This is a genomic window from Arsukibacterium sp., assembly GCF_041616895.1.
Taxonomy (GTDB): Bacteria; Pseudomonadota; Gammaproteobacteria; order Enterobacterales; family Alteromonadaceae; genus Alishewanella.
Genome location: NZ_JBFJPY010000075.1, coordinates 1 through 16,777, shown reverse-complemented (window position 1 = coordinate 16,777; position 16,777 = coordinate 1). Strand labels below are relative to the sequence as shown.

Annotated in this window: 15 protein-coding genes; 4 read left to right on the top strand and 11 right to left on the bottom strand. The window is 46.6% G+C overall.

Translation table 11 applies throughout. The annotated features are described in order from the left end of the window. The coding region (locus ABY802_RS12490; RefSeq protein WP_372627472.1) for a CIA30 family protein at positions 1-430 on the bottom strand (430 nt) is incomplete at its 3' end. 236 nt (positions 431-666) lie between these two features. Between ABY802_RS12490 and ABY802_RS12485 the strand changes: the two genes are divergently transcribed. Further along, positions 667-813 (top strand): hypothetical protein, encoded by a 147-nt coding sequence (locus tag ABY802_RS12485; RefSeq protein ID WP_372627471.1) that lies wholly within the window; start codon positions 667-669, stop codon positions 811-813. A gap of 104 nt (positions 814-917) precedes the next feature. Here ABY802_RS12485 and ABY802_RS12480 read toward each other — a convergent pair whose 3' ends face one another. Together ABY802_RS12480 and ABY802_RS12475 are read right to left on the bottom strand one after the other, a co-directional pair. Continuing rightward, positions 918-1,313, bottom strand: a complete 396-nt coding sequence (locus ABY802_RS12480) for a hypothetical protein (RefSeq protein ID WP_372627470.1) — start codon at positions 1,311-1,313, stop codon at positions 918-920. Between the two features lie 56 nt (positions 1,314-1,369). Beyond that, entirely contained in the window at positions 1,370-2,761 is a 1,392-nt protein-coding gene (locus tag ABY802_RS12475) for an MFS transporter (protein ID WP_372627469.1), read from the bottom strand. A gap of 284 nt (positions 2,762-3,045) precedes the next feature. Here ABY802_RS12475 and ABY802_RS12470 point away from each other — a divergent pair, with 284 nt between their 5' ends. Beyond that, positions 3,046-3,645 (top strand): SGNH/GDSL hydrolase family protein, encoded by a 600-nt coding sequence (locus ABY802_RS12470; RefSeq protein ID WP_372627468.1) that lies wholly within the window; start codon positions 3,046-3,048, stop codon positions 3,643-3,645. An 18-nt stretch (positions 3,646-3,663) separates the two neighbouring features. Here the strand turns inward: ABY802_RS12470 and ABY802_RS12465 are convergent, their stop codons facing one another. Next, positions 3,664-5,466: a diguanylate cyclase gene (locus ABY802_RS12465; protein WP_372627467.1), complete on the bottom strand. Its 1,803-nt coding sequence runs from the start codon at positions 5,464-5,466 to the stop codon at positions 3,664-3,666. Positions 5,467-5,632: 166 nt separating this feature from the next. Here ABY802_RS12465 and ABY802_RS12460 point away from each other — a divergent pair, with 166 nt between their 5' ends. After that, a complete protein-coding gene (locus ABY802_RS12460) occupies positions 5,633-6,247 on the top strand; it encodes a DUF938 domain-containing protein (protein ID WP_372627466.1) in 615 nt (204 codons plus the stop codon). 30 nt (positions 6,248-6,277) lie between these two features. Here the strand turns inward: ABY802_RS12460 and kynU are convergent, their stop codons facing one another. Together kynU and ABY802_RS12450 are read right to left on the bottom strand one after the other, a co-directional pair. Further along, positions 6,278-7,528 (bottom strand): kynureninase, encoded by a 1,251-nt coding sequence (gene kynU, locus ABY802_RS12455; protein WP_372627465.1) that lies wholly within the window; start codon positions 7,526-7,528, stop codon positions 6,278-6,280. Beyond that, positions 7,525-8,439: an alpha/beta hydrolase fold domain-containing protein gene (locus ABY802_RS12450; protein WP_372627464.1), complete on the bottom strand. Its 915-nt coding sequence runs from the start codon at positions 8,437-8,439 to the stop codon at positions 7,525-7,527. The genes kynU and ABY802_RS12450 overlap by 4 nt, the downstream gene beginning before the upstream one ends. Positions 8,440-8,640: 201 nt before the next feature. On the opposite strand from ABY802_RS12450, the gene yghU reads away from it, so the two are divergent. After that, entirely contained in the window at positions 8,641-9,486 is an 846-nt protein-coding gene (gene yghU / locus ABY802_RS12445; RefSeq protein WP_372627463.1) for a glutathione-dependent disulfide-bond oxidoreductase, read from the top strand. 3 nt (positions 9,487-9,489) lie between these two features. Here the strand turns inward: yghU and ABY802_RS12440 are convergent, their stop codons facing one another. From ABY802_RS12440 to ABY802_RS12420, 5 genes are all read right to left on the bottom strand, one after another. Further along, entirely contained in the window at positions 9,490-10,326 is an 837-nt protein-coding gene (locus tag ABY802_RS12440; RefSeq protein ID WP_372627462.1) for a MipA/OmpV family protein, read from the bottom strand. Beyond that, positions 10,313-11,659 carry an ABC1 kinase family protein gene (locus tag ABY802_RS12435; RefSeq protein WP_372627461.1) on the bottom strand — a complete coding sequence of 449 codons (1,347 nt, stop codon included), beginning with the start codon at positions 11,657-11,659 and terminating at the stop codon, positions 10,313-10,315. Before ABY802_RS12435 ends, ABY802_RS12440 begins: the two co-directional genes overlap by 14 nt. 161 nt (positions 11,660-11,820) lie before the next feature. Then, positions 11,821-12,936: a GNAT family N-acetyltransferase gene (locus ABY802_RS12430; RefSeq protein ID WP_372627460.1), complete on the bottom strand. Its 1,116-nt coding sequence runs from the start codon at positions 12,934-12,936 to the stop codon at positions 11,821-11,823. A 52-nt stretch (positions 12,937-12,988) separates the two neighbouring features. After that, positions 12,989-16,078 carry an efflux RND transporter permease subunit gene (locus ABY802_RS12425; RefSeq protein ID WP_372627459.1) on the bottom strand — a complete coding sequence of 1,030 codons (3,090 nt, stop codon included), beginning with the start codon at positions 16,076-16,078 and terminating at the stop codon, positions 12,989-12,991. Next, positions 16,075-16,777 (bottom strand): efflux RND transporter periplasmic adaptor subunit (locus tag ABY802_RS12420; protein ID WP_372627458.1); only part of this gene is annotated, 703 nt, incomplete at its 5' end. The genes ABY802_RS12425 and ABY802_RS12420, both read right to left, overlap by 4 nt.

Here is a 16,777-nt window from a genome sequence, read left to right as displayed (position 1 = left end):
GATACTGTCTGACATCTGCTGCAACTTTTAATTTAATACTGCGATAGGGAGCTGAAGGTATCTTTTTTGCAAGTCTGAATTCTGCAGACGCAAAACCACCATTGTTGGCGAGTGACAAATCACCAAAAAAACGCAGACCTGCAGGTTCCGATACCGCTTTAACTGAGCCTGATGAACGTCCACCCATAACGGTATCGTGAACAAGCTGCACTGTAGTAAAATGTGCAGGATTATAAAACTCCAGCGTTATGGTGTCAGGTATTACTTCATCCGAAGGCTCAGCAGCCAATCGGTTCAATTGTTCTGACTCAGCTTTCACGGCACTGGCACCAGATAAGATAAGAAAGGCATAACATAAATAAGCTCGCATAATAGAACCCGGTGTTTTGGGCCGGCAATCCGTTGCTTTGGTACAGCCTATATTACGCATAGAATAGTGCTTTAGATCGTAAACAGACAAAACCAGAGCCACAGTGGACACGTTTAAACAAACACGCTAACTACGTTTCACTTGTCATCATGAACTCAACTTCTCAAAACCGACAATATTGCCAATTGTGTTACAGGCAATGTCAGCTAACATTTCACCATCTAATTCCACGCAAGGTCCACCGGCGCAATTACTTTAAAAAGCATTACAACAAAGCACAGCTACAAGCAGGCGTTATGTTGTGCCGGTTATGTCACAAAGGCTTGCATAAATTTTACGATGAAATGACCTTAGCAAAGCAATTTAGCACCTTGCAGCAACTGCAGGCTGATGCCAGAATAAGCCAACACGTCGATTGGGTTAGAAAACAGAAGATAGCGTGATAACTGCTCTGTTCAACCAAAAGTTATAATATCCGCTAATGTATATTATGTTAAATTGGATTATTGAGATAACAATAAATAGAGCGTTATTTCACAGATTGAAACTAAGAGTTTGTTTTGTTCAATCTACGATGCAGTGCAGAATGAATCATCACAACATTAGTGCTTTGCATACTCGCTGAGAAACTTTCAAACAGACTTAATGTACGAATATCTTTTCCTGATAACACACGCTTAGATAAAAAATCACCTATCTTGTCATCCATTTCAGCGGATGTTGCACACTCTCCTTCAAGATTGTGAAATAAAGACTTTAGTACATCTTTTTGCCAATTATCAACATAGCTAGTTTCAAGGCGTGATGGATATTTAAACAAGTCCCTAATATCAAGCTCTATATCTTCGTTTGGCTCACCAGTGCAAAGCAATAATCGATACCTTAGAAGCACATTTATATTGAGCAAAGATAAGTGTTGTTTGATTAGTTCACGATTTTTCATATAGCAAAATACGCGCAGTAACCGCTAAAAAGATCAATAAAAATATGAATGACAATTTACGCTGCTCTCGACTTACCACGCAATACTGATATTCCACAGGCTACGACAACAAATACAAGAGACATAGTAAGTGCCACCTCAACCGTCTTAATAAGTGCGGGGTTTTGTTCTGGAGTAAATTGTGCGCTACCTAAATAGTAATGCACCATAAGGTTTACCAGACTCATTCCTAAAAGATTACCTATCGTTCGCGAAAGATTCATCGACGCAGACGCCACCCCTACTTCTTGAGGCTTAGCGCTTCCCATAATGGCGTTGTTGTTTGGCGTAGAAAATAAGCCAAAGCCGATACCAATCAGTAGCAGCGAACAAGCAATATAAGTCACACTGGTTGCTGTGTTCATAAGGCTCAGTACCAGTAATCCGCAAGCAACAATCACACAACCCAAAGTAGCCACCAGCCTTGGCTGGAATCTGTCGGCCAGCTTGCCAGACAACGGGGCCATTATTGCCATCGAGAAGGCCTGAACCAATAAAACCTGCCCAGCATGTGACGGACTGAGACCTTTTACATATTGCAAATATAAACTTAGCAGAAAAACCAGCGGGAAATTACTGGCATACATCAACAGTGACGTAGCTAATGACATAGAGAATACTCGACTCTCGCGAAACATTTGTACCCGAATAAGCGGCCGATGACTTCGACTCTGATGCAAGATGAACAGCGCTAAACAGATAGCCGATAGTCCGAGCATACCCCACCCCACATTGTTGGGTAATATGCTTAAACCATAAACTAAGGATGTAGAGAACAATGCAAAAATACCCGTTCCCCACCAATCGTATTTAGTTTTCTCATCATTCTTCCATTCACCGCTGAGGCGCATTTTAATCAACAGTAGAAGTGCAATGACGATAGGTACCTGAAAGAAAAACACCGAACGCCAGCCCAACAATTCCGTGAGCCAGCCACCAACTGCTGGAGCAATGGTCAACCCAACATAAATACATGCTGCAGTGATCCCTAAAGCAGCCCCCCTTTTGTGAGAAGGAGTAACTGATGTAATGATTGCAACACCAGTGCCAAATATCATTGATGCTGCAGCTCCTTGTACAAATCGCCAAAAAAGGATCCACTCAATGCTGGGGCCAATACCACACATAAAAGAAGAGAAAGCGTTTAACGCTAAGCCGTAACAATAGATGCGCTTTCTTCCATAGTTGTCTGCTAATTTGCCAGCAGGCAGCATGAAAATGACACTACTCAAGATAAATAGCGTCGGTAGCCAGGAGACCATCTTAGCATTTGCTTGTAAGTCAGCGGCCAAATCAGGGATCGCAATATTCACAGAAGCCATGCCAAGCGGCCCAATAATGGAGCCCAGACAGACAATAATTAAGGCGAATTTGGCGACCGCAGCGTTTTCAGTGGAATTTTCTAGCAAAAGAGGGAAAAACCTTATGACTAAATTAGTTTTTTATCATACCCAACGAACAGTTCAAGTGCATGGATAAATATCGATTCTCGTTAAAATAAAACGTCATTTATCCTAAAATCAAAATACATGATATGGTGATTACTATATTTTGATAGAGCATTAAATCCCAATTAATGACCATAAAATGGCTCCTTTTAACCCTGCTGTGCTGGCCTCTGCTGCTTTGGCAAGGTAAACAAGCGCGCAAATGCGCTTTACGTTTACCTGAAGCTCTGGGGCGGCGCAGTGGTATGCAAGGCAGCGGCGAACCGCTTCGACTGCTGATTTGTGGTGATTCAGCTGCCGCTGGTGTGGGTATTTCGCAGCAACAACACGCTTTTTGCGGTCAACTGGTCGAGTTGCTCGCCAGGCAGTATCAGGTTAACTGGCAGCTTGCCGCGAAAACCGGTATCGATTGTGCGGGCTTAAACCATTTACTTCACCAGCCGTACGCGCATAGTAATGCAGTGTACCGGTTAGATTTGGTGGTGGTGTCTATTGGTGTTAACGATGTAACCGCACGTCATAGTAAGGCTGAATTCCGACGGCAGATAAGAATATTGTTAGAGAGACTGGCAACAGATTTCACCGATCCACAAGTACTGTTTTGTGCGATACCACCGATGCAACGCTTTACTGCCTTGCCCCCGCCCCTTAATTATTGGTTGGGACTAAAAGCCAAAATACTGAATCAGGCTTTAGCCAGCGAACTACGTGACTGGCCAAAAGCACAGCTGGTATCCAGTAACTTGGCTTTAACAGACGAACTGCTTGCTACTGATGGTTTTCATCCGTCTGAATCGGGCAGTAAAAAATGGGCTCAGTTGGTTTTTAATGCTATCCAATGTTAAAGCAAATTGATGCTAGTTTTAGTGATTGGAGGAACCGTCTGAAAATACGCAAACCTGGTTTTTACCACTATGTTTTGCGGTATACAACGCCATATCTGCGAAGTTAATCAGCTGTTCCTGTGCAACGTCGCCAATGGGCTTTGTGCCAACAATGCCATTTTCACTGCCAGCGACACCAAAACTCGCGGTTAGGGTTATCGTGTCGGTTTGGGTATTTATCCTGATATTTTCAAAGGCTTTACGCACTCGTTCGGCCTGAATTATCGCCTTGCTTTGGCTTGTTTCTGGCAAAAAGATAATAAACTCTTCCCCACCCCAGCGTGCGGAAACATCACCTTCTCTGGCAGTTGCTTTGATGCACTTTGCAACTTCAGTCAGCACTTCGTCACCATAAGCATGGCCGAAAGTATCGTTAATCGTTTTAAACGAATCGATATCCATCAGGACGATCGAGGCCTCTCTTTTTTCACGCACGATATTATTCCAGATCGGTTCGGTAACCTGACTAAAGCCCCGCCTGTTATTAAGGCGGGTAAGTACGTCGGTGCGGGCGTAACTTTCTGCAATCATTTTATCTAATTTCGCCATTCTGAACTGGCGCGCCAGAATGACCGCCAGCAAAATGGCCTCAAACGCCATGCCAACTTCAATGGCTTTAAAGGTATAGTCGTTGTAAGGAACTAAAAAACCTGCCACGGCCAGGGTGGATACCGTAATACAAAGTGCTGCTGTTACTGATGAAAATAAAAATATTACCGCAAACGGTTTCTGTGCTTTAAGCGCGGATAACCCCATGGCAATAAAAAGCGTCACAAAACCACAATTAAGTATAAAGGCCAGTATGGTCGAAAATACCAGCTGAGCAGTGGCAAATCCCAACAACATTCCGGTTGGAATAATAATGGTAATCCACTTAACAGCATTATCTAAGCTTGGAGCATAAGCTCGGGTATTGAGTAAATAGCGGGCAAAGTGGAGCCCGGCAACGCTGTAAGTAAGCATTAAGGTAATATCCAGCCAATCCTGAAAATATGGGCCGGCATCGATTGGAATAACGGTATGAATATGCCCGGTGTAAGACAAACTGTTTAACACAAAACCGATGAGATAAAGCCCATATAAGCCATATTCTTTTTGACGAATAAAAATGAACAACACTAAATTATACAGCGCCAGGGCGGACATAATCCCCCACAGCACACCATACTGATAACCTGCTGCTATATCACGCTTTATGGCTTTTTCCGAAGTGCTTAACCTGACGGGTATCGCCATCGGACCCAACGACTCAACCCGAATGTAGACGTCTGTTATGCCTTGTTCAAAAGCATGTTCAAAGGCATAAAAACGATATTGCATTGGTCGTTGCTGAAACGGTATCGCATCCCCCCCGTTAACATGTTTAATAAGGGCGCCGTCATGCACCAGCCAGGTATCAATATGGTCTAGCCAGGGCGTTTCAACCGACAGTCTGTAAAGTGCCGCAGAGGAATCGGCATGCTTAACCGAAAACTTCAGCCATGCCGGTGCTGTACCAATACCTAACGAAATAGAGTTACTACTGGCCTGTTTCACCTGATTTGATAAAAAAACCTGCTGAGCTTGTGTTAACGAAAGCTTCGCATTATCTTCTTGAAAATAAACAATATACTTGCCAGGAGCGCCATCTTTAAACTCTGATGTATCGATGGTATTGGCATTTGCCGTGTGACTAAACAGCAGAAGAACAATAGCAGTGCTCACAAGAAACAGTGCCAACAAAATTGTTATGTTAAACAAGCTGATGCGATTATTGGCTACCACGTTACTGAGATCAGACATGCAAAACCAGAAGTTCTGATAATTCAGGATTAAATCTAGCTGACAAAGAGTCGCGACTCAATCACTTTGTATAATAAGCTGTTAGTATAATACAAAACGTTACTTTTGAACGCTGAACCTATTCACAACTGTTCAGATGGTTGTTTTTGGGAACTGAAGATTAACTATGGTATCGCAAGTGAATTACGCTGATTTGCCCTTTTCTCAGGCATGTGAAAATAACAAAGGGCCAATATTAACCCTGTTAACGCAGGCGTTTGCCAATTGTAACTATATTCTGGAAGTAGGCAGTGGTACTGGCCAGCATGCTGTTTATTTTGCCGAAAACTTAACACATTTATGCTGGCAGGCGTCCGATCAACCTGTATACCTGGCAGCGCTCGCTGAACGCATTCGCCGGGCCAATCTTTCCAATTTACCGGCGCCGCTGGCACTGGATATTTGCGAAAAAACAGCGCCCGGACAATTAATGGACGGACTCTTTACCGCAAATACCCTGCATATTATGCCCTGGCCGGTGGTACAGCAATTTTTTAGCAGGCTAAAGGCGTTGTTACAAGACAACGCCACGTTGTGTATTTATGGTCCGTTTAAATATGCCGGTAACTTTACCAGCGAAAGCAATGCCCATTTTGACGCTTCACTAAAACAGCGGGATGACGCTATGGGTATAAGAAACATTGAAGCGGTATTAATGCTGGCACAGCAACAAGGTTTTAATTTGCTACAAGATGTTGCTATGCCAGCTAATAATCAACTACTGTGGTTTAAAGCAGGCTAAAAGCCCTCGAAACATCGGTTTTTTGGGGGGTTAGGTGACTTTATGTCGCACCGCGTATTCAGGTTTTAAATACTCGTTACTGCTTACAATATCGGCCAATATCGCTACCGCATGCCAAATGTCGGTGTAACGTAAATACAGAGGTGTAAAACCTAATCGCAGTATATCCGGTGCCCTAAAATCTGCGATTACCCCCCGTTTAATTAACGCCTGACACAAGGCATAGGCATTCGGGTGCTGATAAGCAAGCTGACTACCCCGCTCTTCTTCTGCTAACGGCGTAAGTAGCTTAAGCTCGTTTAGCGATGCATGCTGGCCGACTAACTGATGAAAACAGCGACTCAAGCCTAATGACTTTTGCCGCAGCTGACTCATTTTTACATCGGCAAATACGTCAAGTGCTGCATCTAACACACTCATCGATAATATCGGTGGCGTGCCGGTTAAAAATTGTTCAATGCCTGGTGCGTTTTGGTAGTGTTTATCAAAGCTAAACGGCGTTTTGTGTCCCATCCAGCCGCTTAATGGCTGCCTAAGGTTGGCATGATGTCGTTTTGCTGCATATAAAAAGGCCGGGGCACCCGGGCCCCCATTGAGGTATTTATAACCACAACCGACAGCAAAATCGACGTTACACGCGTCAAGCTCAATCGGCAAGGCGCCGGCGCTGTGCGCGAGATCCCATATAACCAGGATGCCTTTAGCATGCGCCAGTTTGGTCAGGCGCTGCATATCCAACAAACGGCCGCTGCGAAAATCGACCTGTGTTAGCATTAATACCGCAACATCTTTTGATAATTGCGCTTCAATATCTGACTGATCCGTTACTAATTGCAGCTGGCAATGCTGTTCGCCGAGTAAGTTGGCCAATCCTTCGACCATATATAAGTCAGTCGGAAAGTTACCTTGCTGTGATAGCACGATGCTGCGGCCTTGCTGCATTAACATGGCACTGCTAAGTACTTTAAATAAATTTACCGATGTAGAGTCGCAACTAATCACCTGCCCTGGTGTGGCGCCGATCAGCCGGGCAATTTTTTCACCGACGGTACTGGGTAAATCGATCCAGCTATGGCTGTTCCAGCTTTTAATCAAATCCAGGCTCCACTGGGTGGCTAAAACCTCTTGCGCCCGAGTCGCTGCCACTTTAGGCATGGCACCGAGCGAATTGCCGTCCAGGTAAATGGTATTTGGCGGCAGTATAAAAGCGTCACGTTTTGCAGCAAGACTGTCTTGTGCATCACGTTTTTCTAGCTGGGTAAGACCTAATAGCGTATTCACAGTGGTAATAGCTCCTGCAGCAATATGACAAACTGCTTATACGCCGCAGTTTGTGGATGGATCCAATCAAAGTGACCAGCATTATCAACCAGTTTGTAGGGTATACCACTGAGACTCGCCTGACTTAGCGGCACGATTTTATCGGTGCTACCTTGCAATAATAACGTTGCAGGATGCATTAGTTGCTGGTTGGGACTGGCTTGTTGATATTGCTCTGTCAAATCGCTGTAACTGCCGCCCATAAACTGTGCAGTAGCACTTTGACAACTGTTGCTACCGTTGGCGTAGCGTTGCATGTCGGTTATGGCCGCCAAGCCAATAACAGCTGCAATATCTGAATGACGTATTTGGCTGCCCGCTAATAATGCCAGCTGGCCACCGGCAGAGTGTCCGCTTAAAACAATACGAGAGGTATCAACGCCATATTGCGCCAACGACGCTTTAGCAAAAGCGATCCCTTGCTTAATGTCAATTAGACTGCCAGGCCAGCCGCCGCCAACGTCACCGGTGCGCCGATACTCTAACGACCAAACTGCGAAACCGTTTGCCGCTACCGCCTGACTAAACGCTCTGCTATGGCTTATATCATAGGCATTTAACCAGCAACCACCATGAATAAACACCACTAATGGGGCTTTTTGTTGTAATGACGACTGTAAGGACACTGTTTTCGGTAAGTACAACTGCCCATACTGCAGCGGGTCAGCACCGTAATCCAGTTTAATGCTGCGATCAGTATATGACAGCTCACTCAGGCTGCTGTAACTAACATTATTGAGTAACGGCAAAGCTGATTGCACTGAGTTAGTGTCACTGTTTTGGCTATTTTCATTGTTTTGCTGCAGCTGAGATGCACAGCCGCCAAGCAACAGGCCTGAAGCAACTATCAAAGCCATTATTTTTTTAATCATAGAGTTAAACACGTTATAGCGAGTATTCGAGTGATACCAAGTGTATTACTGCCAACGCTCTGGTCATATTCAAATTTAATCTGACTTAGCACGAAATTCTCTGTTCATTCGCCAAGGCTGGCTTGTATTTACACCACACTGCGCCAATATCTTACTTTATAACGATGTTTTCAGACACAGTGTATGAGGAGTGATTAATTTATGACTAATAACTACACCCCACCGAAAGTATGGCGTGCTGACAAAGAAAGTGGCGGCCAGTTTGCCAATATTAACCGTCCGGTTTCAGGCGCCACCCACGACAAAAAATTAGCTCAGGGCAAACATCCTTTACAGCTGTACTCTATGGCAACACCCAACGGCGTTAAAGTTACTATTTTGCTGGAGGAGTTACTGGAAGCCGGTGTTAGCGCTGCGGAGTATGACGCCTGGATTATCAGCATTAAAGATGGCGACCAGTTTGGCAGTGGCTTTGTAGATTTAAACCCCAATTCAAAAATTCCCGCACTGCTGGATAAAAGCACCGGTAGCAGAGTGTTTGAATCAGGTTCGATACTGCTCTATCTGGCAGAAAAATTTGATGCTTTTATGCCAAAGGACCCTGCAAAACGCACTGAAACCTTGAACTGGCTATTCTGGCAAATGGGCAGCGCCCCCTTTTTAGGCGGTGGCTTTGGCCATTTCTATGCGTATGCTCCAGAGAAGCTTGAATATCCTATAAACCGCTACACCATGGAAGCAAAACGCCAATTAGATGTTTTAGACAAACAGCTAGCGGATAATCAGTATATTGCCGGCGATGAGTATACTATTGCCGATATGGCGATCTGGCCCTGGTACGGGGCGCTGGTACTTGGCGAACTTTACGATGCAGCCGAATTTCTGCAAGTTCAGGATTACCCCAACCTGCAGCGCTGGGCAAAGCAACTGAACACGCGGCCAGCGGTACAACGCGGCAAAATTGTTAACCGTAATTGGGGCAATGGCTTACAGTTACCCGAACGTCATGGCAGTGCAGACTTTACCGCCATAGCGGGCAGCAACTAATTGCTACCAGCCACTGACTGTCTGGGCCGAACGGGCCCAGATATAGGTGGCGCCGATGCCTACCGACCAGCCACCGTTTTGTACCACTAATGGACTATGTTGGTTTTTCGCACTGGTTACCGTTTCATATCGGGCAAAACTAAATCCACGCCAGTTTGACGAGAATTTTTTACTGATTGCACCAGTAAATCTTAACGCAATTAAGCCGGGTTTAGCATCAAACTCAGGGCGGCCACTTTGTGCAAATAGCTCTGTTACCTGATAAAAGCGGTCTGTCAGCTTTTCGCTACCAAACAAAGCACTAACGCCAAAGGTGTAACTAAGGTCTTGGAGTGTGGTTACATCCGCAAACAGTGCTGGCTCGAAACTGATCCCACTGTAGCGCATGCCTTCTTCAACATCGAATGCTGCCCGCAGTGGTAAATCCAGACGCAGCCTGCTGCCCCAGATGTTATCATTGATGGTCCAGCGCATACGTGGGCCAGCCTCCACCAGAGTACCAAGTTCGGGCATTCCCTGGCGCACCGGGATATCGCCATCAGAGGCACCCAGAGCGGCTGCAAAACCGACATCAAGCTCCAGCGTTTGACTTTTATATGCCCGTAAGCCAACGTTGTCACGGTCTGCCCTGAAAAAGTCTCCCCGGTAAATCAGATACGGCAGAACAAAATTACGCTGTACCTGCTCATTAGAACCCGGATAAGCCAACTGCTGTATACTAAGGCCAAGCAACCCTGCCTCCCATAATGGTAAGTCAGTTGCGGGCTCTGCATTTGCAAAAAAACTGCCCCCGCCAATAGTGAGCAGCAAGATTGATTTGGCAATGTTATTTTTCTGCATAAGGTTCCTGTGTCGAATTGGCTTGTTGCAGATAAGGCTCAAGCAATTGCCAGATATTAACCCTCGCCTGCAGCCGGGCCGCCAGTAAATATAAACCGGCAATTTTACGGTGTAAAAATAGCGCATCGGCCGGCGGGCTGTGCCAATAGTTTTGTTGGGTGCTAAGCGCTGTGCCGGCATCACGTAAACGTCGGGCTAAATCACTTTTGCCAAAGTCAAATTCTGCATCATGGCGCAAAGGTTCGCAGGCCAAGGTCACCAGGTTTAGTACTGCTGTTTTTTGTTCAGGTAAAATTGTCTGGCTGAAAAAACCAATGCTGGTTAAGGCATCATCGAGCGCTGACGGGTTATTATTGCATGCGGCATGAAATAGCGCCCGGTAGCCATCACTAATTTTATCGGAATAATCACGACAGGCGCCAAAATCAAGTAGTACCAATTGACCGGTGGCTGCGTTATACAGGTAATTTGCGAAATTAGGGTCAGTTTGCACCAGTTTAAACTCAAACAACTCTCTGAAAAACAGAGTAAACATCAACCTTAGTATCCGGTCACGATCTGCTTGAGATGCTGAGAGTAAACTTTCAATAGGAACCCCTTCAACGTAAGACATGGTCAGGATATTGTCACTGGTGAGCTCGGTATACACTTGTGGCAACTGGTAACGGTTATCATCAACCAGAAATTGACGATACCGCTGTAAATATGTGGCTTCTTTTAAATAGTCTGCCTCGTTTTTCAACTGTATTTTGGCTTCAGCTAACAGGCTGTGGTAATCCATTTCTGCCGGAATTAAGCCACTTACCCGCAATAATGTCGCCACGTTGTCAACATCGCTGTCAATACTGGCTCTTACCCCGGGATACTGAATTTTTACCGCCAGTTTTGCGCCATTGTCATGATACGCCTGATGCACCTGACCGATCGACGCTGCGGCAACAGGTTTAAAGGTAAAATCGGCAAAATGCTGCTGCCATTGCTCACCCAGATTCAGCTTCAAGACTTGTGCTAACTGCTTAGATGGCATCGGATTGGCACTAGCACGTAACCGAGCCAGTAGATCTGTCAGCTCTGGTGGCAATAAATCACCGCTATCCATCGACAACAGCTGCCCCATTTTCATCGCGGCACCACGCATATGCGCCAGCTGGTCGGCAACGCGCTTAATATTTGCCGGGGTAAGCAACATACCTTTACTATTTGGTCTGTTGCCTTGCGCTAATTGTCGGGCACCTTCTGCCAGCATACCACCGGCAACCCTCCCGGCCAGCGATGCGAGCCCGCCCAACCGACTTAACCGGCTACCTGGTACTTTTGATTCCTTGTTAACCATCACTACCCTTAGATTGCTGTTATGACATTAGGTGTACGTTAGCGGCTGCCGATAAGCTCACTCAAAATCCATTGGTAGTGTTATTTAGCGTTTATGAATGTATTAAACCAGAAGCTGGATAATAAACAGTAACTATATTTAATTGTTAGCAAAAAATCGGCTTACTTGATCAGTTGATAATGCTGCAGCAGTGCCTGTTGTTCGCGTTGACAATAATCAGCGATAGCCTCGGTTAACGGGCTGGAACTAAACTGATAAAAGCCGCGACGGATAACGGGAGTAAATCCGCGTTTTAGCTTGTGCTCGCCCTGCGCACCGGCGTCAAACCTGACTAACTTATTGGCAATGCAATAGTCGATGCCGGCATAATAGCAACATTCGAAATGCAATTTATCAAATTCTGCCAGACAGCCCCAGTAGCGGCCATACAAGCATTCAGTTGATTTAAAGCACAACGAAGCAGCGACCAGTTGGTCGTTCAGGTACGCGGCGAAGACCACTATACTCTCAGCCATCGTCTGGCCCCACAACTGCAATGTTTGCGGGGTCAAATAACCATTGTGGCCGGATCTTTTCTGATAGGTTGCCTGATAGAACGGAATGAACTTGTGCCAGAACTCAGGGTTAAGCTCACTGCCTGCATGAGATTTAACGATAATACCCTGTCCGCTTACCTGCTGGCGCTCCTTACTGATTTGTTTGCGTTTACGGGAGGGCAATGCCGCTAAAAAATCTGAAAACGCCTCATAATTATTATTGTGCCACTGAAACTGCACATCAAAGCGCTCCAGCATGCCACTGTCACGCATTATCTGCTGTAAAGGTAAGTCTGGGTACAAACACTGAAAGTTACTACAAGACAGTTGTTGCTGGCGCTGGCTAATCGCTTTAAACAATAAGCCAAAAATCTGGCCAGGATGTTCCGTGGCGGCTACCCCGAATCGTGGCCCTTCAGCGGGCGTAAACGGTATTGCACAAAGCAACTTTGGATAATACGCCAGGTTGTTATGCTGGTAAGCTTCAGCAATAGCCCAATCAAACAAATATTCACCGTATGAGTGTAGCTTCAGATACATTGGCATCGCCGCGACCAGCGTGCCGTCTCGGTGAAGCAATAAATGTTGAGGTAACCAGCCGCTGCCCTCGCCAACACTTCCGCCTTGCTCTAAGGCAACAAGAAAGGCATGCTGGCAAAAAGGCATATCGGTATCAAATAAACGATTCCATGAAACCGGATTGACAGTCGTTAAATCATCACTCAGCGTTATTTCTATCATTAATATGCGCTAGTTCTTTTTGCGTTGTACGTTGCTATTACACTAGCCCAGGTCAATCAAATGTTTGGGCTGCTTCTAATTCACGCTCCAACCGGTTATTTTCGTCAGCCCGGGGTTTGGCAAAGCGGGCAAGTGCCAGGTACAGTACCGGTGTAAGATACAACGTAAATATCACCGCAATACCCAGGCCGCCAAATACTACCCAGCCAATGGCATTACGCGCTTCGGCGCCGGCGCCGGTCGATAGAATAAGCGGCAAACCGCCAAGCAGGGTTGACAATAACGTCATGGCTATCGGGCGCAGGCGAATTTGGGCTGCTTCTTCCACGGCTTTACGCACAGAATAACCGCGGTCCCGCAACTGATCAGCAAACTCTACCAGTAAAATAGCATTTTTTGCTAACAACCCGATTAACATCACCAGACCAATCTGCGAATATATATTGATTGAGGTACCGGTTAAAAACAACGCGAATAATGCTGCTGCAATACCAAAGGGCACGGTTGCCATCACGACTACCGCACTGTTAGCACTTTCAAACTGCGCTGCTAAAACCAGCAAGACAATGACAAAGGCTAATACGTAAGTCAGCGTCACTTCACGGGCGGTTTCCTCAAAGGTTAACGCCTCGCCCAGAAATACCAGCCCTACATTTGCTGGCAGCTCTTGTTGCGCCAACGCACGCAATTGTTCAACTGCCTGCTCCAACGGGAAGTTTTCCGGCAATTGCATTTCCATTTCAATTGCCCGGCGCTGTGCCTGGCGCTCCAGTTCCGCGGCGACACCCTCCTCTGAAATATAAGCCAGGCTTGATAGTGGTACTAAACCTCCCAGACTAGAACCAACATGCAGGTTTGCAAGATCAGAAGGGTTGGTGACTGAAGACGCTGCCGCTTGCAGTATAATGGGAACAGATTGGTCCCCGACGTTCAGATCGGCCAGATCGTCACCATTTATTGCTACCCGTAAGGTCGCGGCAATATCTGACAATGGCACGCCCAACTCTTCTGCCCTGCGTCGATCTATATTTACCCGTAACTGTGGTTGCGTAGGTTGGTAAGAAATTCTTGGCATACCAAGCTGAGGTATTTGCTGCTGAATAGCTTTTGAAAATGCCTGGGTTGCCGCATAGATGCCAGCATAAGATTCGCCAGTTAACGCCAGCTCCAGACCACCACCCTGGCCACGTAAATTAAGGCTGTTTGAACCAAAGGCCCTGGCCGGCGCGCCCGGTATTGCCGCAAGTTGCGGACTGATCTGATTAATAATCTCTTGCTGAGATTTGTCGCGTTCACTCCAGTTTCTTAGCGGCACCGTAATAAATACCAGGTTAGGATCCCATTGGCCAACTACCGTATAAATGGAGTCGATATCACCACCATCAACGTAAGGCAATAAAATCTCTTCCATTTTATCCGCTTGCCTATCCATAAAATTTAAACCCACACCATCAGGGCCACGGGCAAATACCCGGATGGTGCCACGGTCTTCACTTGGCATCAGCTCATTATCAAGTACCGTATATAAAGCACCTGCACCACCTGCCGCCAGTAAGCAGGCAATAAATACGATCAGGGCATGATCCAACGTCCAGTGCAAACTGCGGCTATATAACGTCAATAGCCGGTTTCCTAGTCCGGCAAACATATTTTTGGCATCTTGTTTAATCGGTAATCTTGCAGTTAACGCCGGTACCAGAGATAACGCGACAAAGGATGAAATAATAACAGCAGCGGCTAATACGCCACCAAATTCCCGGAACAACCGGCCGGCGGTTGATGGTAAAAAAGCAATAGGCACAAACACAGCCACCAATACAGCGGTGGTGGCCACTACGGCAAAAAATACTTCACGGGTGCCAATAACGGCTGCAGCACGTGCACCAAGCCCCATACTGCGCCGACGCTGAATATTCTCAGACACGACAATTGCATCATCAACTATTAAGCCGGTTGCCAGAACCAATGCCAGCAAAGTTAAAATGTTTATTGAAAAACCCATTAACCAAATTGCTGCCAATGCCCCAACCAGTGAAACAGGAATAGATAATGCTGGCACGATAGTGGCGCGCCATGAGCCAATGAATAACCAAAGGGTAAAAATTACCAGTAACACGGTTAACGCTAATGAGGTAATGACTTCGCGTACTGAGCCGCGGATAAACTCTGCATCATCCGATGTTACCTGCAGCTGCAATTCCGGAAAACGGCTCTCGACTTTTTTTACCAACGCCAGTACTTCATCTGATATTTCAATGGTATTCGAACGCGCCTGCCGGATAATTCCCAAGCCAATCACCGGCCGGCCATCCAATCTGACCATACTGTTGGCATCTGCCGGCCCAAAATAGACCGTAGCAACATCGCCTATCCGGGTATCGCCACTGATAATGATATCTTCAACCTGTTCGGCACTTACTGAAGTCGCATCTGCCCGGACAATAAGCTGTTGGTCGGTCGAGCGCAGGCTGCCGGCAGGCACATCAAATGGCGCCTGTCGAAGCGCTGCTGCCACATCGGTAACTGCCAGGTTGTAACTGGTCAGGCGCAGTGGGTCTAAAATTACCCGCAACACCCGCTGCCGGTCTCCGTTCAATCTGACATCTGCTACGCCCGGAATGGTTAAAAATAACGGCGCCAGATCGGTCTCAATGCGTTCCGTCAGCGTCTCTAAGTCCAGTGTGCTGCTTGACACAGCAATACTTACCACTGACTCTGCGTCGTTATCTGCTTTAATAATGGCCAAACGTTCTACCGCTTCTGGCAGTTCACGCTGAACCCGGCTAACCGCTTCGCGGGTTTCATTGGCAGCATCATCCAAATTAATACCAGGTCGAAATTCTACCCGTACCCGTGAACTACCCTCCTCACTGGAGGCGTTAATGGATTTAACCCCTGACACCCTAGCGACAGCGCCTTCCAACTTACTGGTTACCTCGGTGTCCACCGTTTCGGGTGAGCCGCCGGGGAAACTCGCCGTTACCGACACGATGGGTCGATCGACATCGGGTAACTCACGCACTTCAAGACCATTAATGGCGGCAATACCGGCGATAATGATCAACAGATTTAAAACAATAATCAGCACTGGCCTGCGAATAGACAGGGAGGGCAAGTCATTGTGGATCGGGTTGTGATTCATAAACCAGCCCTTTGTACGTTTGCAGACTGCACAGTTTGGCCTGCACGCAGGGTTTGGACGCCCTCAGTAATTAACATATCACCTTCAGCTAAATCGGCCGCTACCAGTAACCGGCCACTGAGCCGTTGTTTTATTTGCACGTCGACTTTTTTGGCTTTGCTATCTTGCTCCATCCAGACATAAGCACCGGTAGCCCCCCATAACAACGCCGCTTCAGGTACAACGGCATAAGCTTCGCCGCTAACTTCAAGCTTTACCCGAAAACTCATTCCCGGGCGGTATAAATCATTACTATTATCGAGCAGAGCACGCACCCTGATGGTCCGGTTAATATTATCAATACGCGAATCTACCTGACTGATCTCTGCCTCAAGGTTGATAGTGCTCCCCTGCCATGGCTGCAAGGTCAGCTTGGGATGTTGTTGTAACATGCTCAGCGCGGTTTCCGGCGCTCTGAAATTAACGAAAAGCTGGTTGCGGTTATCCAGGGTAGTAATGGCAGTCTGCTGGGTAATTCTATCGCCAATTTCAACATCGGTTAAGCCAACAACACCGTCAAAAGGCGCCCTGACAGTGCGGTCTTCAAGTTCTGTTTCCGCCTCTGTCAACGCCACTTTAATCAGATCGCGTGCGGTCATTGCGTCATCTAACTGACTTTGGGGCACAGCCCCCTGTCGTCTGCTGGTTATCAGTCGCTCT